The organism is Bradyrhizobium sp. MOS001 (assembly GCF_004634465.1).
Lineage (GTDB): Bacteria > Pseudomonadota > Alphaproteobacteria > Rhizobiales > Xanthobacteraceae > Bradyrhizobium > Bradyrhizobium barranii.
On the sequence record NZ_SPVJ01000056.1, the window covers coordinates 12,510 to 35,209 of the forward strand.

The following is a 22,700-nucleotide window of genomic DNA, read 5'->3' on the forward strand; positions in this document are numbered from 1 at the left end:
GGGCTTACGCAGGGGCTGGGTGCTACACAGGGATGCTCCACAACCATGGTCGTTCGTATGCCTGCGCCGGTCCTGCGCGACAAGAAAAGCAAATCCTACTGGCTGAGGAAGCGCGTCCCGGCGCGCTACCGTGACATCGTCGGCCGCGGCGAGGTCTGGCGCTCGCTGGAGACCGAGGACGAGCGGATCGCCACGGTCCGCTGCGCCAGCCTGTCCCTGGAGCTCGAGACCGAATGGGAGAAAAGGTTCGAAGCGCGCCGGGCCGGCCTGCCTGATCCGGTAACCCAAAACTTACCCGAGACGAGGCTCAGCCCGAAGCAGACATTCGCGCTCGCGGGCGAGTGCTACCGGGAATACCTCGAACAGCACGCTCATTATTCAACCGCCCAAGCCGAAGAGGCGGCGAAGGCCCATAAGCGGAAGTCCAGGCCGGTCGTCTATCAGCCAAACTGGCAGCTTATAACCTATTGGAATGAGATCCTCGGCTTCCTAGAGCGCAAAAAGCTAAATCTCGACATAGACAGCAGGAATAATTGTGCGCGCCTTTTTCCGTGCAATGGGGCACGCGACAGGGGATCTGGTGCGGCAGGCCAATGGTGATTTTTCGCCGTCCGAAGTTGCCGCGAGCTATCCGCCGCCGGAGCCTGAGAGGCTTGACGCCCTCGTTTGGTTCGACAAGTACGCCGAAGCTGCCGGTCTTGCCGCGTCGACCCTGGAGCGGTGGCGGCCGATCATCACGGAGTTCACGGAATGGGCGAAGGATTCGAATCTCGCCAGGGTGACGAAGAAGCAGGTCATCGACTGGAAGAACGCACTTCTCCAGCAAGAGGTCAAAATTGGCCACGAGGTCAGGAAGCGCGCACCGCGGACCGTCAAGGATGTCCATCTCGCGGCCCTGAAGGCTGTCTGCCAATACCTAGTCGACGAGGACAAGCTGATCGTCAATCCGGTCGCCGGTGTCGTGGTTCGAAATGTCGAGACCGAAAAGGACGATGACGAGAAGGGATTTAGCGACAAGGACGCGCGCACCATCCTGACCGCCACCGTCCAGAAGGGCTCGCACCTGCTTTCGGCCGAGATGACCGCGGCACGGCGCTGGATTCCCTGGATCTGCGCCTATACGGGTGCTCGCGTCAACGAGATCACGTCCCTGCTGCCCGCCGATATCGTGACGGTTCAAGGCGTCGTCTGCTTCGGCCTGCCCAAGGAGCGCAGCAAGGGCAAAAGAAAGCGTATCGTGCCAATCCACTCGCACCTGATCGAACAGGGTCTCCAGGCGTATGTGGAAGAGCGCAAGAAGCTTCGAAAGCCGCTGTTCTACGACCCGGCGCGATCACGCGGCGGGAAGGGAGCGAATCCTCACTACCAAAAGGTCGGCGAGCGATTGGCGGAATGGGTCCGGACGCTCCCGGTCGATCACAACGTTTGGCCCAATCACGGCTGGCGGCACCGATGGAAGTCGCAGTCTCGCGATGTCGGGATGCATGCTCAGGTGGCGGATTTCATCCAAGGGCACGGAAGCGGATCAGTATCCGCCAAATACGGCGCGAAATGGCCTAAGACTCTCAAGCGAGCTGTCGAGATGATTCCGCGATATCGGATTTCCGGACGCCCCCAGACACCAGCTTTGTAGCCATTCAGAAGGACAGAAAATCGTCTACCGCCGCGACGATATCTGGTGTCCGATCGCTCGAAGGAGAAGGGTGTTGCGGCCGCCGAAAACGCTCATTGCGCTCCTTCGAGAGGCCCACATGGCTGTCCCGCAAGTATGAAATTCTCATCGCAATCTCGCCGAGTGCGAGCATCGGGCGTCTTCCCGTGAGCCGACGGCTGCTCCGAGGACCGGCGAGCTCGCCGCCAAGCCCGGCCTTGGACCCTGAGGCAAATTGTCTGATAGTGGCGGGAATTCTGTCCATCGATTTTAGGTTGCATGTTAGAGCAGTTTGAGGTCTGATTGCTGCCGCTCCAGCGCCTTGCCGGGGCCAAATCTCGAGGGGCTGTGGCAGTCCAGGGATCAGAGGAAGCACGAGGTGATCCAAAGCTTGGTTCGCCAGTTCCGCAGCTTCGTGGGCGCAACACTGCGCGGTTTGGCTCGGCAACGCCGCGCAATCGCACTATTGCATTACGCTAGCACGCTCGGAGGCTGCTCAAGTTCTACTACGGCGGCTTGGACAAATTCGCCAAGGCTAGGCTCTTCAGGCTGTGTTTTGGCGGCACGAGGCTCACTACGGCCCAAGCGCAAACTAAATACTGTGGTCGCAATTGCGCGCACTGCTTTGCACCTATGATCGACCAAGCGTTTGATATTGCCGTCGCCCCCGAAAGCGGGCGTTCGCAAAAGTGTCGTCGACAACTGACACTTTTGCATTTGGAAACAAAAATGATTTCGAGGGGAAAACATGGCTCATCCAATTCAATTCGGTTTGACGCCGAAAAAGGTCAGCGACTGGCTGCAAAACCTCGAGCGCTTCGACCCGGATCTTGCCAAATCGATCAACGCCCGGGCTGCTGCCATGCAGCCGGCCGCGCGCCAAATGGTGGGATTGGAGGCGGCCGTCGTCGAAGCGGCGCCCTCGCTGGATGTGCCGATAACGATCGAAACGATGGTGCGGCCTGGTCGGCCGGTGGTGCCGATCAAGGCAGACACGGTTGTGGGCGCGCCGGCGTTCATTGAACCGCCGGACGGGGAGATGATGGTGCAGCGACTCTTGGCTGCCGCCGACAACATCAAGCCCGTTATTCCACTTGTAGGCCGCATCGATGTCGCCAATTTCCCACGAAATGCGAGCTTCATCGGCACCGGTTGGCTGATCGCGCCTGACATCGTCGTCACCAACAGCCATGTGGCCGAGTTGATCGGCCGCCGCGACGGCCGACGCTTCACCTTCCTGCCTGGTCGATTCGGCGATCCGATCGTCACCACCGTGAACTGGAAGCACGAGATGGATAGCGACTCGAGCATCGCCAGTCCGGTCGAAAGCATCATCTTCATCGAGTCGCGACAGGTTGCCGACATCGCTTTCCTGAAGATCGGCCGCCGCAGCGATGGCGCACAGCAGGACCGCGTCCTGCTTGCCGACACCGATGCTGCCGCAGGCACATCGGTGGCCGTCATCGGCTATCCGGCGCGGGCGGGGGAAGATGTCATCCCTGATCAGGCCTGGATGGAACGCGTGTTCGGCGGCCGCTACGACGTCAAGCGCGCCGCGCCTGGAGTCGTGATGCCGAATTCGCGCGGCTGGGCGACGCATGATTGCACCACGCTTGGCGGCAATTCAGGCTCGGCGGTCATCGACCTCGCGACCGGCAGGGCAGTTGCGCTGCATTTCGCTGGCGCCTATGTCCTGGAGAATTATGCCGTGCCGGCCTCCACCATCCGCAACTACCTGAAACGGCGACCGTGGGAGACCCCGGAAACGATCGTAACCGACCGCGGCGGCAGCGGTCAGGCAATTGCCGGCGCAACCCAGGCACCACCCCCGGCGGCGGCAGCGGCCGCGGGGCAGGCTGCCTCCGTCTCGATCACACTTCCCCTCACGATTACCGTCTCGATCGGCACCCCGGTCGCCGGGAGCGGAATCGCACAGGCAGCAGCGGCAACGGAGACTGCCCCGATTGAGGACGCGGTGCGCCGCTTTGCGGCTGCCTTTCGTGGCGACGGCATCCTTACCGTCCGCTCCGGCCTTGTCGTCAGCAACGGCGAGTTCACCGAAACGGCCTGCGTCAATGTTGCCACCCATCCCGACAAGATCGCAGCGGTGCGCGCGCGCGTTCCCGCGGCGTATCTCGGCCACCCCGTCGACGTTCGCATGGCCGGAATCGTCGACATGCTTGGCGGCGCGGACCTTGTCAGCGAGGCTGCGGTCACCTCGATCGCCTACAACGACGATGACCGGACTGGGGCTAATTTCAGTTTTGCTCAGGTCAACGAAGAGATGGAGCTGACCTGCTGTGTCGGACCCGAACGCAGCTGGTCGGTATTGTCGGACTACATCGCCAAGGCCAAGGGCCGCATGGTGTCCTCGATGTACGAATTCCACGCCGAGCACATCGCAGATGCCATTCAGGAGCGGCTTGCGGACGGCGTCACGATGGATCTGGCGCTCGACAACGCGACGCGCGTCACCAGAGCAGGCGTCGGTGAGGACGACTTCAACCGCAAGACCGTGTTCCGGAAGTGGGCGCGGGATTTCACCTTTGATCGCACCTACGTGCCGGAGGGATCAAACGGCCTGATCGCCGACTCCTACCACATCAAGGTAACGGTAGATGACGATGATCGATTCTGGCTGTCGAGCGGCAACTGGAAAAATTCGAGTCAGCCCAATATCGACCCCGCTGACCTCGACGATCTCCAGGCCATCAGGGCGAAGAAGGGAAACCGTGAATGGCACGTGGTGATCAAGAACAAGACGCTTGCCACCCGGTACCGCAGCCACATCCTCGCCGATCTGGAATTCTCCAAGGAGAACGGGGGAACCGAGGAGGCGGTGGCCGAGGACGTCCTGATCGACGTTCCCGTTGCGTTTGAGGAGTCCGTCGCGTTCGAGCTGGAAGCGCGCGCGGCATCGCGCATCTTCGATCCGATCACGATCAACCGCCGCGTCAAGGTCAAGCCGCTGCTGACACCTGACAAGAGGGGCAAGATCTATACCGATGCCGTGCTGGATCTCATCGAATCAGCGGACGACGAGCTGTTGCTTCAGATTCCCTACATCAACTCCTTCAAGGAAAGCGCCGCAGGCAACCTCGAAAAACTGGTGAAGGCGCTGATCGAGAAATCGAAAGAGATCGATACTGTGCGGGTCATCCTCCGCTCGGACCACGGCACCTGGATCCCGTGCGCTGAGGATCTCAAGAAGCGCGGGCTCAACCTGAACAAGTGCTTTAGGCACCTGCCAAGCACGCACACCAAGGGCATGATCGTCGACGGTAAACGCTGCCTGGTCGGTAGCCACAACTGGAGCGGCAATGGGGTCACCCTGAACCGCGATGCGAGTCTCCTGTTCGACGACAGCGATGTCGCCCAGTATTATCGCCAGGCATTCGAGCTCGACTGGGATCGTGCATCGCGGCCTGTCATTCCGGAATCTGCGATCACCGAAGCGCCGCGCATCGCCGATCCCGAAAGCGCGGTCCCACAAGGCTTTCGCCGCATAACATTAGAGGAGTTTCTTGAGGGATGAGTTGCTCATCGGGCTTGGATTGGTCTTCCTGACGGAGATTGCCGATCTCCATCCAAGCCTGCTCTGCTAAAGCCACGTTCGATCCGAATCCCTGGGCCGAGTTAACACTCGAGCAGAGGTTTAGTTTGTTCCGCCGGAACGAATGGACCTCTGTGCGGCTGGTGACACGGCGAGACGACGAATGACGTCTTCGTGTTCCTCGTGACCGGGCCCGACCTTCGAAGTTGGCGCCATCGAATCGAAGGCAAAGCTCGTGATCGTGACGATGTCGGCCGAAGTTAAGCACTGGATGACAACGCCGGCGAGCTCGATAGGTGACCGTCACGCCTGATCGCAAAAATACGCAGTTTAAGATGGTACTTTTCCTTTACCAGTGGAGAGATCATGAAGAGAGCTGTTGCGGTTTTGGTGGCTTTTGCCGCAATCGCGGCGAGTCCCGCTCGCGCTTGGGACGGTTTCGGCCACATGGAAGTCGCGCAGATCGCTTGGAATAGGCTTACTCCCGCCGTCCGTGCGCGGGTCGCCGAGCTCCTCCGGCTCAACCCCCAATATGTCGCGTGGACCGTGAATATCCCCCCGGAAAAACGCGATCAGATTGCTTTCGTACGGGCCGCGACGTGGCCGGACTTCATCCGCGGAGCGGACGGCTACAGTTCGGACGGTTCTGACGGCGGTAATCGCCCGCCCCCGGGTCCGGAAGCAGGTCAGAACAACGGCTACTCCGATCATCTTATGCACAAGTACTGGCATTTCATCGATAAGCCGTTCTCGACGGACGGTAGCGCGCTGGAACAGCCTGCTTCCCCGAATGCCCAAACGCAGATCGCGTTGTTCCGAAAAGCGCTCGCGTCGTCCACCGCTTCGGACGACATCAAGTCCTACGACCAGCCTGGCTGCTACATCTCGTCGGCGACGTCCACCAGCCGTTGCACACAACGTCGCGGTTCGCCTCGAGTCAGCCGCACGGCGATGCGGGTGGGAACAGTGTGAAGATCGACTGTAGCGGGTGTCAGGAGACGAATTTGCATTGGTTCTGGGACGATGCTGCCGGGATCGGCGACAGTCCTGAGGCGGCGATAACGGCAGCGCTCGCCCTCCCGTCGGCCGATCCGAGACAGGTTGCTATCAGGGACGAAAATGTTTGGATAGACGAGAGCTTCGAGCTCGCAAAGGCCGTCGTCTACCAGACACCGATCGGTCCAGACTCGGGAAGCTTTCCGTTGACGGATGCCTACAGGTCTGTCGCCGTCAAAGTCGCCAAAGAACGCGTGGCCCTCGCCGGCGCGCGTCTCGCATTGCTGCTAAACGCCGCCCTCACCGTATCGGTTGATCCGCGACTTGGCTGCGGAGCAGTGAACGGAATTCCGACTTCCGATCCAGGCGAGCCCGACAACATCGACTTCGCGAAGAAGCGGCTGCTCTACTATCGCTGCACCTTCTACGAGGATGAAATCGCGAAGGTGCTCGCCGACGCGCAGCGATGGGTGGCTGTTCGCGCGCCGCAGGTGTCGCGGCCGGCGATCGTCTTGGACATCGACAAAACTTCACTTTCGAACTGGCCCGGCATTTTTTCAGGACGATTATGCCTATATCCTCAGCGGAACTTGCGATTTTCAGAGGGTTGGCGATCCTTGCGGCGATCTCGGCTGGCAGCAAAGCGGTCGCGCTCCGGCAATCGAGCCGACGCTTAAACTCTACAATGCGGTGCGCTGCACCGGGGAAGCGCCGTCATGCATCAAAGTCGACGTGTTCTTTGTAACCGGTCGCCGCGAGAAGGAGCACAACTACGAGACGGCGAGTGTGTGGACGCTGCGCAATCTCGAAGCTGCAGGATATGGAGCCGTCCAACGGGACCATCTCTACATGCGGGAAGCGGCCGGAATTGGCGGCGTTGACGACTACAAATCTGCGGCCCGCGCCGACATCGAGAGCAGAGGGTTCACCATCGTTGCCAATATCGGCGATCAAAAGAGTGACCTCGCGAAAGGTCATGCGGAGATGACATTCAAGGTGCCGAACCCATTCTACTTTATTCCCTAAGCCTAGTCCGCCAAGCCTATCGGCGCTTGGTGACAGCCGGGTTCGAACCTTCAATTGCTGCGATCGGGCTTCGATCGGATTCGGGATGTTGGATAGAGGGGGCCAAGGATGACTTTCGTCGAAGAAATCACGGCCTACGAGAATTGGATGAGGACGGTCTGCGACGTTGTAGAGGACGATCTCGAGCGTAAGCACGAACGAATGAGCAAAAATGCCTTCAAGTTCCTGCGGGCCACGTTCTTCCGGTGGGCGCACGCCGTCAAGGCAACTGCTCCCGAAATCTTGGGACTGCCTGCTCCTCTCGCCGTCGGCGACGTCCATGTCGAGAACTTCGGGACCTGGCGGGATGCTGAAACGAGGCTGGTATGGGGCGTCAACGACTACGACGATGCCGCCGAAATCCCTTATGCCTCGGACATCCTCAGGCTTACGGTCAGCGTACGTCTCGCCGACTTCAGCGTCGGAAACCGCGATGCCGCGCAGGCAATCTTCGAAGGCTATGGCGACGGACTGCGCGACCCCGGTCCCACCCTGCTCGACCAAAAGGAAATGTGGATGAGGGACTATGTCGCGGTCACGGACAAGCAGCGCGAGTCGTTTTGGAACGAGATCGACGGGTATCCCGACGCAAGCCCGTCGTCAGAGGCGAAAACGGCGCTGCTCGCGAGCCTCCCCGCGGGGTCTGAGTTCGAACGGTTCGCGCGCGCCAGCAAAGGAGGAGGCAGCCTCGGGAGACCGCGTTTCGTCGCGGTCGCACGATGGCGGGGCGGTCGCATAGCTCGCGAGGCCAAGGCGTTGGTATCATCGGGCTGGGACTGGGCGGCCGGAAACCCCGACCGCTCGAGCAAACTGGACGACGTCATGAACGGCGTCACTTCCGCACCTGATCCCTTCCTGCATACGGCTCGCGGGTTCATCGTACGCCGCATCGCCGCAGACACGCGAAAGCTCGAGCGCGACTCGGACTTCGATCAAAAGTTGGACACAAAGCTATTGCGGGCAATGGGCTCTGAGATTGGATCGATCCACGCTTCGACGTCGCGACTCAAGGAGGCGATCCTCGGCGATCTCGAACGGAGGGATCCAAGCTGGCTTTACGAGACGGCCAAGGCGACAGCTTCTGCCGTCGAAGCTGATTTCACAGAATGGAGCGTTTCGAATGCATAAGTCGCGACGCTTCGACGCCCGCAGAATGGCGCGAAACATTCTGCTCATCTTAGCCATTGCTGTGATCGCTTGGCCCGCATCGGCGCAACCGCAACAGAACTGCAATACTGCTCTCACGAGGATCGCCAAAAAAGCGGCCGAGAAGGCCATTGTCGACCATCGCAATGACGCCTGCGGCGGCCTGAAGAAAGGACCGTTCGGAATTGACAAGACGAAAGCCCTCGAGCTACGCGAGTTTTCGCTTTGCGAAGCCGGTCCGATCGTGTCTGCATCGATGACGGTTTACGCAAAGTGCGCGACCTCCGACAAGGCCGTGTTTTCGGCCGAAGCGGAGGGGGATGTCACAGCCACCTCGTCGGCGAATCTGGACACTTGCCAGGTTCTGGACGTCGACGTCTCGTCCACGGCATTCGTAGTCGAAACCGGAATAAAGGTCGCGGATTTCAAGCAGAAGCTTCGCGAAGCCGCCGAAAAGCAGATCAAGGACTACTGCAAGTGACGAACGGCGCTGGCGCATCGACGAGCCGGCACTCGGGCCTTGCCAGTCGCCGCACGAGCAGAAGCGACAGGCTCGCGCAGAGCGCGGTCAAGAGCCATAGTACGACGGGTTGGACGATCGGCGACCGCGGTCGACCGACGACCAACCTTAGCGGCATCCGGCTCGGCAGTCGAAAGCAAAAACTCGGAGTCGTGACGTTGGTACAAGACGCCGACTGCGGATAGAGACCGTCCATTGAGAGGCGACGATGATGAGAAGTCTGTTTTTGTTTCTGATCGGATTCGCTGCAGCAATCTCGCCCGTCCTCGCCGGGATGCCAAACCCACATGTCGAACGTTGGGCTGATCATCGGCACATCATAATCGGCTCCGATCTCGAGCCCCAACACTATGCAACGGCGGAAATTTCGGCGCCAGACAGCAACGCCGTAGTCAATGTAAAGATCACATGCGAAAACGGCACGCCAGGATCCAGCTGGCATGGCTATTTCACCATTCTCTTCCGCCAAGGAGAAAATGTGCTGGCCTCTGCCGTAGAGCATTGCCAAATCAACAGGAGCGGCTCTGAAAAACACAAGAAGTACAGCAAGTCCGTTCCAGTCGATCTTTCCAAAGTCATTTGCCGCGTCGATAACGTTCAAACAAGCATCACGGCGGCACCTCTCGCAATCAAACCGCCCCCCAATGATGCGCCTGTTTGCGAAGCCAGTGCCAGTCTCACTCAGAGATGACCTCGGTGCAGACGTCCGCCGCGAAGCGTTGATGCGTTTGCCTAATTGCGCTCAATCACTGCCGACTTTTTGTCACAGCAGCATCTTTCAATTCGGCGGGAGCGTGAGACGCCCGGTTGCTGGGCAGAAGACACCTTCGATAAAGTGTTGCTCCGCCCCAATACTGGCGTGGGTTTCCCCACGTTTTTCTTCGGAAGGGCGACCAGTCGCCTCTCCAGAATGTCCGCACGAAGGCTGCGATCTGGATCAAGAGCGCTACAAGCGCAAGGCCTTGAAGCACAAGCGGCTGAAGAATGGGAAAGAACGTAACGGTAGTACCGTTCTTATCTCCCCCGTAATGATAGGCGTTGTCCCAAAAGCCGCCACTTGCCGGCGGCCTCGGTTTGACTGTGGAGTAGAGTCCGGCGTCTGCATGTGGACAGAGCGGAGTTTCGCGCGGGATACAGCTTTTCAACTCCGCCGCCGTGTAGCCGAACTGCTCGGGATAGATGTAGACCTTTCCTCGGTTGTTTAGCACGTCGACAAAATGCGCTTCGATCACCAGGGGTACAAGCACCAAAAAAAGCAAAGTGAGGACGGCAGATAGCTTCGCAGCAAGGGACCCACGATCGATGGGAATAGCCAGGAACCGAGGAACTCTCGAGGCCCAGTCATGAAGCTTGAAATCCTTGGCATGTGCGAACCAGAGACAGCTTACGTTCGTTCCAAGGAAAGCGTAGACGTGCAGCCCCCAGAACGGGGAGAGAATATCCGGCCGACCTTCGATCGTACGACGGTTGGCGAGGAAGAGAAAGAACATGGATGCGAACAAAATAATTGCCAACGCGCTCCAGATGGCATCGAACGAACGCGGCAATCGTCTCGTTTCCGTCGGGAGGTCCGGCCAAGCCTGGAGCAACCTTCCGGCCGGGATCATATAAGCGATGTCGTCGACGTCGCTGTTATGGGCCGTGACCATGCCGATAGCGGCGTCGCGAGAAACGTCCCATACAGCAGCTCCGCTGAATCCTCCCTTGATCAGGTTCGCGTCTTTCTCAAGCTTCGGGGTAATTCCCGGGTTGATGTTTCTAACGTGCGGGGCCAGTTGAACCTGAGCGCCCTTCGTTGGCCCGACGAAATTCGTGCTGACGTAGTTGAGGCCGGCCTGTCCGCTCAGCGTTCCGAATACTGAGAGCTCGTCAGCATCGAGCGGCGATCGGACCAAGCCAAAAGTGGCAACACCTACACTTTTCGGGGCATCCGCGCCGAGTTCGAGTACCGCCACGTCCGGTGTCTCCTTGTGATCGATCGCATACCACTTGATCACGTCGGCCGGGACGGCTGCGCCGGGATCGGACGACAGCGGAAAGACCACCTGCACAGGTCGACCGGGCGGCCGCGTATCGGTCCGTGCGCGCCCTAAAGCAACGTTTACAACGTGAGCACATGTAATCACGTGCCGCGGCGTCACGAGAGCTCCCATGCCGGCGTGCTTCGGGTTTTGGGTCGAGCTTCCCGCTGCTTCGCGACGATCTTGCTGCAAGTCTCCAGTTACAAGAATTCTTGCGACGCCCGCATCCTTACCGACCTTCATATTTTTTCCTAACCTCGATAGCATCGTCTAGGTCGGCGTTCCTGCCAGCCGCGCTTTCGTCGTCATTTTTTCGGGGGCGCCTGAACGAGGCCCAGACCCACGTCCTTGCGGCTACCCGGAATAGGAAGGGCAGTTCCTTCAAGCTTGCGTCGAACGTCATCTCGCCAATGTTCTGGTCGTTCGCCATCCGGAAATAGATTTTGTAACCATAGGGCGGCGACACCGGCGACATGAGGTGTCGCCATGCTTGTACCGCTGAGGGTTCTTAAACCTCCATTTGGTCTAGCCGAAAGTATCGATCGTCCCGGCCCCACCAGCAGACAGCCAGTGTTCGAAAAGGACGAGACGGCGAAACTTGGTTTCTCGCCTTTGAGCGACGAGATAGCGCCAACCGAGATAAAGCCCTCGCCAGCGGCCGGCGGGGCGACCGCGACCGTAAAGCGGGGATCCTGGTCCCGAAGGCTTTCGTTACCAGACGCCGCGATGAGGATTGCGCCTCGCCCCTTAGCCGCTCGGGCATCGACGAGCTCAGAAATCTTATCAAACAACCTTATCGTTGATCGGTACGACTCAAGCGCTCTGGAAGTCGCCACTTTAATTGGATAGTCGTCTTTGATGAGGCGGACGACTAAGGAAGTAAAATCGATTCCCAACGACATCGAGATGATATCGGCCTTTTTCTTGAGCGCCCATTCCAATCCGAAGATCACGGCCTCGGTCGTCGCACCCTTTGGTCCCAGCACCTTAGCGATCAACGCTCGGTCAATACCTGGCGCAACTCCGATCCGCTTGCCGCCGACCGCGTTGCCGAAAGCCGTACCAGCGACGTGGGTGCCATGTCCGCCAACCTCATCGGGCGCACTTCCCTCCTTGCCCTCCGGGTCAGCCACGAAATCAATGAGCCGAAGCTTGTCCTTGTCGAAAGCGACGTGCTCGTCGTCGATACCGGTATCGAGGATGGCGATCGTAACGCCACTGCCATTTTCATCGCAGCGATCGGCACCGACAGCTTCGACGCCCCACGCGTCTTCGGCCTCGGCATTCTGCGATTGCGATATGTCTAGCGGAGCGATGAGGCTCAAGTTAATGGATGGAATTATGCCTTCAACTCGTTTATCTCGCCTCAGGTCGGCTACCTCGCTTTCCGTCAAGTCCGCTGTTGCAAACTCGAACGGGAAGCCATGGAATTCGTCATCGGGTGAAGCGAGTACTTGACCGCGTTCAATCTCCGGTCGATGCCTCATGATGATGTGCTTTTCCGTCCGCCTTTCCATCTAGTCCTCTCGTTTGGTTCGATCTCCCAGAGCGATAGTTCAGGATGTTGTACCCATCGGTCGGCTTAAAGTCGTCGGCGCCACACATCGCACCGTGAACCTTGAGTAGCCGCAAGAATTGCCCGAGCGACTGGGCGGATATCCGGAAATCGGCGAAATGATACATGAATTTCGGCTCCGGAAGCTTGCCCGCTTCCTCGAATTTAGCGTGGTAGAGCATGCCCCAGTCAGTAATGGCGCCATAGTAGCGAGTGTTGAGCGCGGCGACGCGGCCCTCAAGGCCAGATGGCGTTGCCGATCTTCACCACCTTCGATTCGAGCGAGCCGGCTATGTAGATGTATGCCGTGTCGTGATGGCGTTTGACGAAAGCGATCCGCGCCGTATCGCACTGAATGCAATGACCCGCGCGGCTGCGGAGCCTGTGATCGGCGTAGCAGGACTTCGGCGCTATGCACCAAAGTTATCCCTCCTGCTCCATGTGCCATTTGTAGCCGTGCGACCGCATCCACGAACAGTCCATGACCAGCGCTCTCGTCGATGCGCTGGGTGTACAGAGAGTGCAGCTCGTGTTCGGTCAGGTCCGCCATCCTCCGTCCGCAGGGCGATCATACTGCCATCAGGGGTTGTGGTGCAATGGGGTGAGGAGCGCGATCTCGCGCGCACGCTTCGGCAGCAGGTGGCCGAATGGAAGACGAGCGCTCGCCTGCTCGGACGCGCTCAGCCGCCGGCGCCGCTATCGACGACAGCCTGTCGCGCCTCACGCGCGGACCGAAAACCGGTCGAATGCTGTCAGGACCTGCAAGCGTGGCTCCACTTCCCTGACGTAAATCTCGGTCTTGAGGAACGCGATTTCGTCATCTAGCTTACTTTCGTCGACGTCGATGTACCACGACCGTGGCCTGCCGTCTCTTCCGTCGCTCCAGCGGTACCCTCGACGTTTGAGCGCGTCCTTGAGCTCAAAAGGCGACTGCTCGGCCCACACTCGCATCGTCTTTGTTCGAGCCTGCTCGAGCAGGATGGCGAGCGCCGGCGCGCCGGCTGTCGGCAGTTCGAATGCCAATATCTCGAGAAGAGCATGGCAATCGTCGACCGCTCTGTGCGCCTGATGAAAGAAACCGGCGCCATTCAGGAGGTAGCCCAGGCGAGAACCTTCGAAGCCGTGCTTCCTCCACTCTACCTCTGTCGCCGAACAGCCCCAGGCCTTCCGTTGGAATATCGGCCAGTAACGCTCGGCGAATTTGCGGTCGAAGCTCGCGTTGTGAGCAATGACGATCACTGCGTCGTCCGCGAACGACGAGACGGCGGCCTCCTCGATCCGTTGCCCGGCGACCATCTCGTTCGTGATCCCTGTGAGCGCGATCACTTCCGGCGGGATTGGCGCGGACGGTTCGTTGAACGATGAGAAGACACCCCTGAGGCCCACGATACGGCCCTCAGGTAGGTAGTCGAACTTGACCATTCCAAGTTCGATGACCTCATCCCTTTGCTGATCGAGGCCGGTCGTCTCCACGTCTATAAGGACGCCAGTTTTGGCGCTTTGACCATCGGATGCAACGAAGGACTCCCGAGGCACCAGGCGCCGAAGGACGCGGTAGTCGGCGGATTCGGCCAGCGCTTCGGCCATGGCGGCCAAGGTCAAATCACTTTCAGGCATTGGATTGGTTTGGATCCTATGGTGCGGAGCCGGACGATGCTGGCGGCCGGCTTCCATCGCCGATTTGGTGACCCATCAATGCAGTGTTGGCAACGCAGGAAGGCCTCGAGCTTCCAGTTCGGCGTATCTGGTCGCTACCCGGGTTATGAGGGTTGTCGAGCCAGAGCCCATGCCTTTCAACCCGCCTACTCGCCAAAGGCAAATCCCCTGCCAAAGCGCACTATTCGGCGAGACGCAGTGTCGCCGCTGCCAAGTAGCGCTTGCGAGCCGACCGCAAGGCGGGTCTCCAGCTCGATTGACATTCGACCCCCAGGGCCGTCCCGCCAGCTTTCCACCCAACCTGTCGAGTATTTTTGGGTTGCAGCGGCGTTCTCGTCGCTCCTCGCCATGCCGGCGTTCGCGAACTTGAAGGCGGTGCCCGCCTAGATTCCGCGCGCTTAACTTGACAAAGCTCACCCTTACAAATCGGCCGGAGCCAGCAGCGAAACAGCCTGGAATTGCCGGACCTCTCCGCATTCTTGACGGGAGCCACTGAGCACTAAAGCTGTAGTGCTCATAGGCACCTCATTCGCCAAAGTGTAAGGCAAAGCGGACCTATCGAGGCGCAAGCGAAAGGCCCGGAAGCTGGCAGCTTCCGGGCCTTTCCTCGTTCGCTCATGTCGGTGTCTAGCCGCCGTTCCGGCGGGCGCGACGCCGGTCCGCGATCGCGCGGACCTTGGCCTTCTTCTCCTCCCGCCGCCGCAACTCGCGCTCACGGGTGTCGCTGGGCAACGCGGCGGCCGGCAGCGCCTCGTCGAGTTGCTCGGCTCGCAGACCGAAGGATTCGGCGTTCAGCAGCCAGGTCACGAACATCTCCAGCAGGACCTCGTTCTCCTGGCGCAACCCCTTATTCTCGACTTGTAGGGCCTCGATCCGCTCCGCCAGCGGCTTGCGCCTGGCCGGCGGAAGGCCCATGCGCAGCCGCCGCTTGGCCTCGGCATAGGCACGGTAAATCGCCGGCTGGGCCTCCAGCGACTGCCGGCTGAAGCGCCGGCCGATCAGGCCCTGCACCCGCATGACCACCGCGTTCCAGGTGATCTTCGGCCGCGACCAGTCCTTTAGGTCAGCGACAATGGCGGCGATGTCCCCCGCCGACAACCGGCCGGCGGATCGTGGGCGCACCGCCGGCCCGCTATCGACGGCAAGGCTCATCGGTCCGCCCCCGCCCTGGCCACCACCTCATCGAGATCGAGTTGCACATAGGTGCCGTCGGCGATCGAGGGCGACTCGTGGATCTCGAGCGTGGCCTCGAGCACCGCCACCTCCCGGGCCAGGTGGCGCGCATGGTTGCCGGCGCCGACCTGCCCGTCGTCGGCCTCCGCCTGCGCCCTCTCCAGCAAGATCAGGTTCTCACGCAGGCTGCGCTCGACCTCCTTCCTATGCTCGAGGTCGCCCTTCCGGATCAGCTGCTTGTCGCAGGCCGCGCACGCACCGTGCCGCGCGCAGGGGCTGGAGAGCCAGTCGCGGGCACACATCCCGTAGGGGGTGATGTGCGCAGTGGCCAGCACCGCCTGCAGGAAAGTCTCGCGCTCCCGGGGCTCGTTGATCGAAAGCGCGATGTCCGCAATCGGGCCGATGGCCAGCCCGTTGCCGATGGCGCGCCGCGCATCTTCGCCGAGCTGGTCCGGCGTCCTGTGGTCATAGGCGACCTGCTTCAGTTCCGAGCTGTGGCCCAGCCAGTTCTGCACCTCCGCCGCCGACATCTCGTGATCCATTGCCAGGGTCGCGAGCCAGCGACGGTACATGTGGCTCGTCACGTGGATCGGGTCACCGTCGTCCTCGGTGTGGCCGAACCGCTCGAAGATGCCCTCCTGCTTGGCGTTTCCCATGAGGAAATAGCTGAGCTGCTCCTGACGCATGAGTGAAGGCACGGACCGCAACGGTTTCACGTTCCTGCGGAAGAAGTGAGTGGGGAAAAGCAAGAGACACTCGGACCGCTTCCATGGAAAGTCCGGCGAGACGTCGGTATTCAGGGAGAGCAACCGGGCTTCGAGCTCCATGCGCGAGATCGTCGGTGGAGCGATCGTGATCCCCTTGTTCCTCAACCATGCATGAATGCGATCGACCTTGATGATCCCCTTGAGCAGATCGACCTCGAACAGGCAGGTGTTCGGACGCTGGCGCAGCAGCCGACGTGCGCGGTCGAGCGGGACGGCCTCCCCATCCCCCAGTGTATCCTTCTTCCACACGCCGAATTCGAAGTCGTCACGAAGCACATGCTCGGGCTTTATGGCAATCTCGTTCGCGTGCAGCCATCGATAGGCTCGGTCGTTTCTGCCGTGCGATCCGGGAACGATCTCCGCCAACTCGTCGATGCCCAGTCGATCCTTCAGGCGGAGCGAAGCCGGCAGCCAGGCGCGCCCCGGGTGCTTTTCCATGTAGGCCGCCACTTCGCGTGCCTCGGCCGTATGTTTCCTGAGGTTCTCGATCGCTCTGCGCGCCAGCGGCACCGCAGCGGAGGGTATCCACTTGATATCGGATGTGAGACCCGGGCTCTTCTCCGGCTTGTAGCGAAGCCCGTAGCGAACCGGCCGTCCGGCATCGAGATCCGCCACACCGAGCAGCCGGCCGTCGACCGAGGTCACGACCTCGCAGCGCTCTGGCAGGGACAGCACCTCCCCGATCCGCCAAGGCGCGCAATGGAGGAGTTCGAGCACACTCATCATGCAGACGTCCGCCGGTTCGACGACCTGCTGCGCGATGTTGGGCAGCGCCCTGAGTGCCGCCGCACTCGGCAACTGCCCCGGATCCCTCCCGGGGCCAACGCGAAGATGGTTGTAATCGGGAGCTGGCGTTACCGGAACATAGGCGATTTCGGACCCGGTTAGCTTGTAGTCGCGGACCAGCCTCGACAGCTTGAGCAGATTTTGCGCGACGGCAAAATTACTCCAAGGCGACGGATCACGCTCCAGTGCCGCCCGTTCGGCTTCTTGGAATGTCCGCGAAGTTAGGTGGACAGGATCATAATTGCATCGCTCCGACTGATCATGCAGGTAGCGCCCCGCGCGCAGCATCGCACGGTGCGCAGAAGCTGAACTCGGCGCCGCAGCTTCGGAGAGCCTAATGACCGATTTCAGGAAGGTCACGAACGGAGTTTTCATTGGCAGCCGCTTTGCTGCGTCCTTTCTGGCGCCACCATCGTTGTGAACGGTGAACGACAGGGTGGCCGGCCTGCGGTTTGCGGACACGACCTGGATCGGCCATCCGACAGCATCGAACGGCAGGTCGTCTCCGAAAGCATGGCTCTTGCGCGCCGCGCGTTCGAACAGGGCCAAGTTGGCGCGCGGATCGCTCGTCATGCAGCCCGGATCGAGCGCGATGGGATACTGGCCCGCCGTGCGCTTGGCTCTTTTCATTGTCCCGATGGCTCCTTGGCCGCGCGCGTTTGCTCGATCTTCTCCACCACCTCGGCGACTGCCCGGATAGCCCGGTCCTGGACCGCGATGATCCGTGGGTGCATGTGTGCCTCAGACCGCCGCGCTCGCTCAGCCGTCAACTGCTCCAGCAGGCGGCGATGCGGCGCCTCGATCCATGGCTCGAAGTTCCGACACGTGTAGCAGGCGAGCGGCGCGGCAAGCTCGCAGGTTTCTCCGCTGCCGCAATTTCCGAGGTCTTTTGCTCCGTCTTCCACGCGGTCGACAAAGCCAATGCGGCTCGAGGGTGTACGCCCGCGCGAGGCCTCGCTGGACGCTTCCGTGAGCGCACCCAGGAACCCACCCGCCACCTCCTCCATGATATTGCCGATCCGCGCATCCAGGCTGTCGACCACCCGGTGGTCCGCGAACTCGTAGCTGGCAACGTATTTCGTAGACGAATGATCGAGTGCATCTGCCACGACCTGGCGCGACTTACCATCGGCGATGAGGTTCGTCGCGTAAGTGCTGCGCAGCCGGCGCGCGTTGAGCCGGAGGGGGCCACCATGGCGCGAATTCACCTTCAATCGATCGGCCGCCCGCCGCAACAGCGCAGAGAAGTCGTTTCCGGTGATGTGCAGCGAATACTGCACCATCGCGGGCTCGAGGTCGGTCCTGGGCTGCTCACGCATGAACACCGGGATCGCCACGTGTTCGGGTTTGGGCCGGCCGGTCGCCACCAGGTAAATCTCGTCGGCTCGCGCGCGGTTTCGCGTGATTAATTGCTCGAGGTATGGCGCCCAGCGGCGTTCAATCGGCCGGGTGCGAAAGTCGGTGCGCTCCTGCTCAAAACCTTTCTTGTGCCGTGGCACTTCCAGCAAGTGATATGCAGTGGTTCCGGACGACCTCACGCTGTAGTCCTGGACTTGCAAGAGCGACATGGGCCCCGCGTTGGCACCCAGGGCCGTCCCGAGGAGCACCGCCACCCTCTCCATGAGGGGCAGATCCTCGTCGGAGGCATCCAGCGCCTTTTCGAAGAGCTCGTAGCGTTCGATGTCGCTGAGGGGACCGAGCTCGGGGTCCTTCTTCCGCGACGGACGGTCTTGGGGATTGGTACCGATGCGAACCAAGTTCAACGCGCCCGAGACGCTCCTGTCGAAGCCGGGGAGCTCGAGCGTCGCCGCCCAATCGTACCAGGCACGGTAGCGCGTCAATTCGGGGCCTCCGGCCCTCCCGTCCGCCCTGAGCTCTTCGAACGTAGCGCAGGTGAGCGCACCTCCGTCCTGCCCGAAGCTTCGGCATTCACTAAGGAGCTTGTACATGTAGAATAGCCCGCCGATCGTCGGCGGCGCCCACAGTGGAATCTTGTGGCGCACGTACATCTGCGCGGCTTCGAGTATGGACGTGGGTAGCGCTGCGATGGTGCTCCAATCGAGCTCAATCGGGGCGCCGGGCGTGTTCATCCGCCACACCGGCCCGGAGCAGTCGACCGGCCTTCCGGCCATATCATGCACGATGTCGGAGTTGATCATGTCCTGGCCTCCGTTCGGTCCATCAAGTCTCGCTGCATGTCGATGATCGCCTGCGATGCTTCGCGTTCTGTCCAGCGCCTGCTGTAATGTGCGCTCTGCGGGCTACCGCGAACCCAGCCCATCAGGAATTCCCGCAGTTCAACCTCCCTCGGACCGAGCTTTTCCGCCCTTAGCTCCGAGAACAGGTCGTTCCATGTGCGGCGCAGCGCGTGGGGCGAAAGGCCGACCGGAAGACCGGCGACCCGCATGCGCAAATTATCGAAGACGTTGTGGACGGCCGACAGCGAAAGCGGGGTGCCCCGTCCGCTGACGAAGATGTACGGGTTCGATTTGAACCGTCTCAGCGCGTTCTTGTCGCCCCGCTCGCGAAGGGATAATTCGATCAGGCGACGGTGGCGCGTGATGTACTCAAACAGGATTTCATGCAGGATCGGCGTGATCGGCACGGTTCGTGGCATCGTTTTCAGGCCAGGCCGCCGTGCCCTGGCGTCTCGACAATCATGTGGCCGCCGTACCAGCTTCAACGAGGGCGGAGTCCCGTCGGGCGAAAGGTCCTCATTTATCAGCCCCAAAGGCTCGGATCTTCGTAGTCCGGTTTCCCAGTACGTGTACACCAACGCGAAATTCCGGAACTGATCGGAAGGCAAGAACGGGTTGGTCGCTGATCCGGGACGAATGGCCTCCAACAGGACGACGGTCTCCTGGATCGAAAGCGCAGGTTGGGATGGCCGCGGCCGCGGCTTGCGTCCGTCCGCAATCCAGACCTTGGCCTTGGCCAACTCGTTATCGACCGCGGCGCGTGTCGCTAACGAGAGTCGGAGGGTTGATCGCATCCGCCCAGCAAGCCATCTCAGGTAATCGATGGCACATAAACGCCTTCTCAACCACTCCTGGCCTTCGACGATCAGCCTGTGAGCTGCGTGCTGGCCTTCTGCGCGTCGCCGCGTGATTGTTTTCTCTGTTCTCGGACCGACGGTACGCAAATAGGAAGTCAGCGCGGCCGCCTCATCATGCTCGAGCACCCGGCCGTCCACCAGACGCGCCTTCAAATCGATACTGCGGGCCGCCAGGAAACCATGCACCATGGCAATCGTGCGGAGCTTGGCGTCAAGCGTACTTAGTGCCAGGCCTCGCTTGTCGGCGAAGTACGATACCGCCTGCCACAGCGGCAGGCCGTGACGGTCCAGCAGCAGCGGAAAGTGCTCGCCGCTCTCGAAGCGCACCATCTTGAACCGATGCTGTCGGACGATCTCGTGCACGATGGTTTCCGTCTTCTTGACCGCGGACTTGCGCGGACCACAATTTCAACCAGCGCGAGCGCCACCAACATTCACAAGAGAAGTAAAGGTGCGCTGAAACAGGCGCGCAGCTGAATCCTTCGAGCTTGAGATTTGCAACGGATGACTAACAAATCTCTGCTCGCCGCGGCGAGCCCGCACAACACCTTCCGCCTCACCATTGAGACACCGCTTCTTCAGATTTCGATAACCCAATTCGGATCGAAACTCGGGTTCTCCCAGCGTTCGTCTGGACGCCACGGCCCGTATCCCTTGGCGTTAGTCACCAAGCGGGTGCGGTCGATAATGAAGTCGCGCTGCTCATGAGTTTGCCCGTAGATCCATAGATCGACGGGCTCCAGGAGTTCATGGCAGTCGCTGGCATAAGCTGCGGAAAGGATGTCGTTCTCGGCACCCGCGCTGATGGCTTCCTTCACGCTTCCGTGGTGCGAAACCACGACCGTCGGCTTCGAATGACCGTCTCGCGTAACCCGCGCGATGAAGTCCCTGCTTTCGAGATGACGTCTGAATGTGTCGATTGGACGGAGGCGCTCGGCGTAGCGACGCTTCCGGATGCGACGATAGTCGTTCATGCCATCGGCAGCCCGGCTCATGGCCAGTTCGGCATTTCCAAACAGGTTGAAGTCCGTCCAAAGCGTAGAGCCAACGAAGAGCACGCCGTCGATCGTAACCGTATCATTCTGAAGAACATGCACGTTCGTGCCGGTGGCAAGCTGGCGCGCCTTGTCGACCGTGCGATCGATATCACAGCCGTAGAATTCGTGGTTGCCGGCGACGTAGATGACAGGCTTATCGGCCACGCGTTGACGGAGCCATGCCACGCCACGCTCCATGCGCGGCACGAGGTCGCCAGCTATGATCATCACGTCAAATTGTGGACGAGCATCGCTCGCCGGCAGATCCCAGCCTTTCGTCAATTCCAAATGGAGATCCGACATGATCCAGAGCCGCATGTCATTCCTCGCTCGCAGCGCCGTGCAATAGGACGCACACCACGGCGGGCGGCCACTCCCCCCTCGAGCGCGCCCGCGTGCACCAAGCCGCAGCCTGGCTTGAAGGTCGCCTTCTATCGACCCGAAACGATCGTATCTGGACCCAGTAGCGCGTCCCCAACGTTCAGATTGACGCGACCTTCGCACGCGAGCGAGCAAGCGGCCGCCAGCAGGTCACATGAGGGACGAACACGCTCTTCAAGTTCGATGATGCTCTGGGGACCACCCTCGTTCAAAGCAGCCGCGATCTTCAGCCTGTCCCTCACCGATACAGGGTAACGCTGATATGACCATACCTCGCGGGCATTCGAGAATAGCGGCTCGGTCTTGATATCGGAAGCATCACGCTCGAGCAGTCGAAGCCCATTTGCAGCCAGCGCGCGGATGAGCTGGCCGAGTTCGGCATTGCTACGCACCGGTCGGATTTCGCAGACCGTGAGTAAGAAAGCCGCATCGATCCTTTCAAGCACCACACCTTTCAACGGGATGGGAGGTCCCAAGAGATCAGAGAGTTTACGTATTGCATGGACGTCCGGTTCGAGGCTCGCTTGTTGCAGAGCGTAGCGCAGGAGTGGGTTGAAGATTCGGATCGCCGCGCGACACTTCGGGCCCACGAACAAGGTTGGACTGGCGGTTCGGAGATGGAATTGGCTGGGACGCATGGATCAAACTCCGGTTTGACGATGCACTACGGGACGGCAGCGAAACGGGGCGAGTCGCTGAAGGCGGGCCCTAAAGACTTGGCCATGCTCGCCCTGTTGCCGTCAGACACGCAAAAGCCCTTCCGCAAAAGCGGCTCGGGTCGTTCGATGTTCATTATGAGAGGCGTTTCAGTGGGAGACGGCTGTCCGGATGCGCATCGACGGACCCTCTCCGATATTCATTCTAGGTTCTTATCCACTATAGGCTCTAGCCTATAATTGTGTCGAAGCGATGGCGAAGCCTCATAACCCATTGGCGACAGGAAATAATTCACTTTGGCCTCCTCAAGCCCGTTTGCGCGGAGCGCGCCTTCGTGACTTCGCGCCGAGCAACTCCACTGCTTCGACGCCGAGCGCAGTTGCGATCCTAACGAGGCTCTCCAAGGTCAAGTTGGCTTCGCCTCGCTCCACGTCGCTGATGAATTCCTGATGGCTGGCGACTCGCGCGGCAAGTTGTGCCTGTGACAGATCGCGGGAACGCCGAAGCTCCCTGACCCGCTGTCCGACACTAGCTTTCACGATACCCAGGGGCGGTTTTGACATAGGATTCGTTCGCCACGCCCTGCTATTCCGGAAAACGGCGTCGAGCCATCGATCAAGGATTCGTTTGCCCGAACCGGAGCCTGGAAAACAGCCTACATCATAGATTATCTCGCGGTAA

The 22,700-nt window shown here is 60.5% G+C and carries 20 protein-coding genes; 9 read left to right on the forward strand and 11 right to left on the reverse strand.

What is annotated here, in order from left to right; genetic code table 11:
- Positions 1–45: 45 nt before the first annotated feature.
- Together CT676_RS37970 and CT676_RS37975 are read left to right on the forward strand one after the other, a co-directional pair.
- A complete protein-coding gene (locus CT676_RS37970; protein ID WP_135216718.1) occupies positions 46–600 on the forward strand; it encodes a DUF6538 domain-containing protein in 555 nt (184 codons plus the stop codon).
- A complete protein-coding gene (locus tag CT676_RS37975) occupies positions 536–1,633 on the forward strand; it encodes a tyrosine-type recombinase/integrase (RefSeq protein WP_135216719.1) in 1,098 nt (365 codons plus the stop codon). Before CT676_RS37970 ends, CT676_RS37975 begins: the two co-directional genes overlap by 65 nt.
- A gap of 649 nt (positions 1,634–2,282) precedes the next feature.
- Here the strand turns inward: CT676_RS37975 and CT676_RS45625 are convergent.
- Complete coding sequence (locus CT676_RS45625) at positions 2,283–3,251, reverse strand: hypothetical protein (protein WP_244623416.1); 969 nt, start codon at positions 3,249–3,251, stop codon at positions 2,283–2,285.
- Between the two features lie 108 nt (positions 3,252–3,359).
- Between CT676_RS45625 and CT676_RS37980 the strand changes: the two genes are divergently transcribed.
- The 7 genes from CT676_RS37980 to CT676_RS38005 all read left to right on the forward strand — a co-directional run bounded on the left by CT676_RS37980 (position 3,360) and on the right by CT676_RS38005 (position 9,622).
- Positions 3,360–5,186 carry a phospholipase D-like domain-containing protein gene (locus CT676_RS37980; RefSeq protein WP_244623417.1) on the forward strand — a complete coding sequence of 609 codons (1,827 nt, stop codon included), beginning with the start codon at positions 3,360–3,362 and terminating at the stop codon, positions 5,184–5,186.
- A 384-nt stretch (positions 5,187–5,570) separates the two neighbouring features.
- Positions 5,571–6,176 carry a S1/P1 nuclease gene (locus CT676_RS46150; protein WP_275552139.1) on the forward strand — a complete coding sequence of 202 codons (606 nt, stop codon included), beginning with the start codon at positions 5,571–5,573 and terminating at the stop codon, positions 6,174–6,176.
- Positions 6,113–6,877, forward strand: a complete 765-nt coding sequence (locus CT676_RS46155) for a S1/P1 nuclease (protein ID WP_275552140.1) — start codon at positions 6,113–6,115, stop codon at positions 6,875–6,877. Before CT676_RS46150 ends, CT676_RS46155 begins: the two co-directional genes overlap by 64 nt.
- Positions 6,878–6,890: 13 nt before the next feature.
- Positions 6,891–7,226, forward strand: a complete 336-nt coding sequence (locus tag CT676_RS44530; protein WP_244623419.1) for an HAD family acid phosphatase — start codon at positions 6,891–6,893, stop codon at positions 7,224–7,226.
- A gap of 108 nt (positions 7,227–7,334) precedes the next feature.
- On the forward strand, positions 7,335–8,393 hold the full coding sequence (locus CT676_RS37995; protein ID WP_135216722.1) for a DUF2252 family protein: 1,059 nt from the start codon (positions 7,335–7,337) through the stop codon (positions 8,391–8,393).
- On the forward strand, positions 8,386–8,892 hold the full coding sequence (locus CT676_RS38000) for a hypothetical protein (protein WP_135216723.1): 507 nt from the start codon (positions 8,386–8,388) through the stop codon (positions 8,890–8,892). Before CT676_RS37995 ends, CT676_RS38000 begins: the two co-directional genes overlap by 8 nt.
- A 247-nt stretch (positions 8,893–9,139) precedes the next feature.
- Entirely contained in the window at positions 9,140–9,622 is a 483-nt protein-coding gene (locus CT676_RS38005; RefSeq protein ID WP_135216724.1) for a hypothetical protein, read from the forward strand.
- A gap of 55 nt (positions 9,623–9,677) precedes the next feature.
- Here the strand turns inward: CT676_RS38005 and CT676_RS38010 are convergent, their stop codons facing one another.
- The 10 genes from CT676_RS38010 to CT676_RS38055 all read right to left on the reverse strand — a co-directional run bounded on the left by CT676_RS38010 (position 9,678) and on the right by CT676_RS38055 (position 22,582).
- Positions 9,678–11,195 (reverse strand): trypsin-like peptidase domain-containing protein, encoded by a 1,518-nt coding sequence (locus CT676_RS38010; RefSeq protein WP_167768303.1) that lies wholly within the window; start codon positions 11,193–11,195, stop codon positions 9,678–9,680.
- Between the two features lie 62 nt (positions 11,196–11,257).
- Positions 11,258–12,469 carry a S8 family serine peptidase gene (locus CT676_RS38015; RefSeq protein WP_135216726.1) on the reverse strand — a complete coding sequence of 404 codons (1,212 nt, stop codon included), beginning with the start codon at positions 12,467–12,469 and terminating at the stop codon, positions 11,258–11,260.
- 758 nt (positions 12,470–13,227) lie between these two features.
- Positions 13,228–14,124, reverse strand: coding sequence for a 3'-5' exonuclease (locus CT676_RS38020; protein WP_135216727.1), 897 nt, complete (start codon positions 14,122–14,124; stop codon positions 13,228–13,230).
- Positions 14,125–14,790: 666 nt separating this feature from the next.
- Positions 14,791–15,315: a hypothetical protein gene (locus CT676_RS38025; protein ID WP_135216728.1), complete on the reverse strand. Its 525-nt coding sequence runs from the start codon at positions 15,313–15,315 to the stop codon at positions 14,791–14,793.
- Entirely contained in the window at positions 15,312–17,519 is a 2,208-nt protein-coding gene (locus CT676_RS38030; protein WP_135216729.1) for a hypothetical protein, read from the reverse strand. Before CT676_RS38030 ends, CT676_RS38025 begins: the two co-directional genes overlap by 4 nt.
- On the reverse strand, positions 17,516–19,048 hold the full coding sequence (locus tag CT676_RS38035) for a tyrosine-type recombinase/integrase (RefSeq protein ID WP_135216730.1): 1,533 nt from the start codon (positions 19,046–19,048) through the stop codon (positions 17,516–17,518). The genes CT676_RS38030 and CT676_RS38035 overlap by 4 nt, the downstream gene beginning before the upstream one ends.
- Positions 19,045–20,307 carry a tyrosine-type recombinase/integrase gene (locus CT676_RS38040; protein ID WP_135216731.1) on the reverse strand — a complete coding sequence of 421 codons (1,263 nt, stop codon included), beginning with the start codon at positions 20,305–20,307 and terminating at the stop codon, positions 19,045–19,047. Before CT676_RS38040 ends, CT676_RS38035 begins: the two co-directional genes overlap by 4 nt.
- A gap of 215 nt (positions 20,308–20,522) precedes the next feature.
- The gene (locus tag CT676_RS38045; RefSeq protein ID WP_135216732.1) at positions 20,523–21,299 is read right to left on the reverse strand and encodes a metallophosphoesterase; all 777 of its coding nucleotides are present in this window, start codon (positions 21,297–21,299) and stop codon (positions 20,523–20,525) included.
- A 113-nt stretch (positions 21,300–21,412) separates the two neighbouring features.
- The gene (locus tag CT676_RS38050) at positions 21,413–22,000 is read right to left on the reverse strand and encodes a hypothetical protein (protein WP_135216733.1); all 588 of its coding nucleotides are present in this window, start codon (positions 21,998–22,000) and stop codon (positions 21,413–21,415) included.
- A gap of 324 nt (positions 22,001–22,324) precedes the next feature.
- Positions 22,325–22,582 (reverse strand): helix-turn-helix transcriptional regulator, encoded by a 258-nt coding sequence (locus CT676_RS38055; protein ID WP_135216734.1) that lies wholly within the window; start codon positions 22,580–22,582, stop codon positions 22,325–22,327.
- Between the last annotated feature and the right edge of the window lie 118 nt (positions 22,583–22,700).

What these genes read in the sequence shown, in the direction of transcription:
- CT676_RS37970 (WP_135216718.1), top strand. Translation starts at nt 46, where the DNA reads ATGGTCGTTCGTATGCCTGCGCCGGTCCTGCGCGACAAGAAAAGCAAA.
- CT676_RS45625 (WP_244623416.1), bottom strand. Translation starts at nt 3,251, where the DNA reads ATGCGTCGCCCAGCCGCGCGAATTCGGCATCACGACTCCAGGCGCGGC.
- CT676_RS46150 (WP_275552139.1), top strand. Translation starts at nt 5,571, where the DNA reads ATGAAGAGAGCTGTTGCGGTTTTGGTGGCTTTTGCCGCAATCGCGGCG.
- CT676_RS37995 (WP_135216722.1), top strand. Translation starts at nt 7,335, where the DNA reads ATGACTTTCGTCGAAGAAATCACGGCCTACGAGAATTGGATGAGGACG.
- CT676_RS38000 (WP_135216723.1), top strand. Translation starts at nt 8,386, where the DNA reads ATGCATAAGTCGCGACGCTTCGACGCCCGCAGAATGGCGCGAAACATT.
- CT676_RS38005 (WP_135216724.1), top strand. Translation starts at nt 9,140, where the DNA reads ATGATGAGAAGTCTGTTTTTGTTTCTGATCGGATTCGCTGCAGCAATC.
- CT676_RS38010 (WP_167768303.1), bottom strand. Translation starts at nt 11,195, where the DNA reads ATGAAGGTCGGTAAGGATGCGGGCGTCGCAAGAATTCTTGTAACTGGA.
- CT676_RS38015 (WP_135216726.1), bottom strand. Translation starts at nt 12,469, where the DNA reads ATGGAAAGGCGGACGGAAAAGCACATCATCATGAGGCATCGACCGGAG.
- CT676_RS38020 (WP_135216727.1), bottom strand. Translation starts at nt 14,124, where the DNA reads ATGCCTGAAAGTGATTTGACCTTGGCCGCCATGGCCGAAGCGCTGGCC.
- CT676_RS38025 (WP_135216728.1), bottom strand. Translation starts at nt 15,315, where the DNA reads ATGAGCCTTGCCGTCGATAGCGGGCCGGCGGTGCGCCCACGATCCGCC.
- CT676_RS38030 (WP_135216729.1), bottom strand. Translation starts at nt 17,519, where the DNA reads ATGAAAAGAGCCAAGCGCACGGCGGGCCAGTATCCCATCGCGCTCGAT.
- CT676_RS38035 (WP_135216730.1), bottom strand. Translation starts at nt 19,048, where the DNA reads ATGATCAACTCCGACATCGTGCATGATATGGCCGGAAGGCCGGTCGAC.
- CT676_RS38045 (WP_135216732.1), bottom strand. Translation starts at nt 21,299, where the DNA reads ATGCGGCTCTGGATCATGTCGGATCTCCATTTGGAATTGACGAAAGGC.
- CT676_RS38050 (WP_135216733.1), bottom strand. Translation starts at nt 22,000, where the DNA reads ATGCGTCCCAGCCAATTCCATCTCCGAACCGCCAGTCCAACCTTGTTC.
- CT676_RS38055 (WP_135216734.1), bottom strand. Translation starts at nt 22,582, where the DNA reads ATGTCAAAACCGCCCCTGGGTATCGTGAAAGCTAGTGTCGGACAGCGG.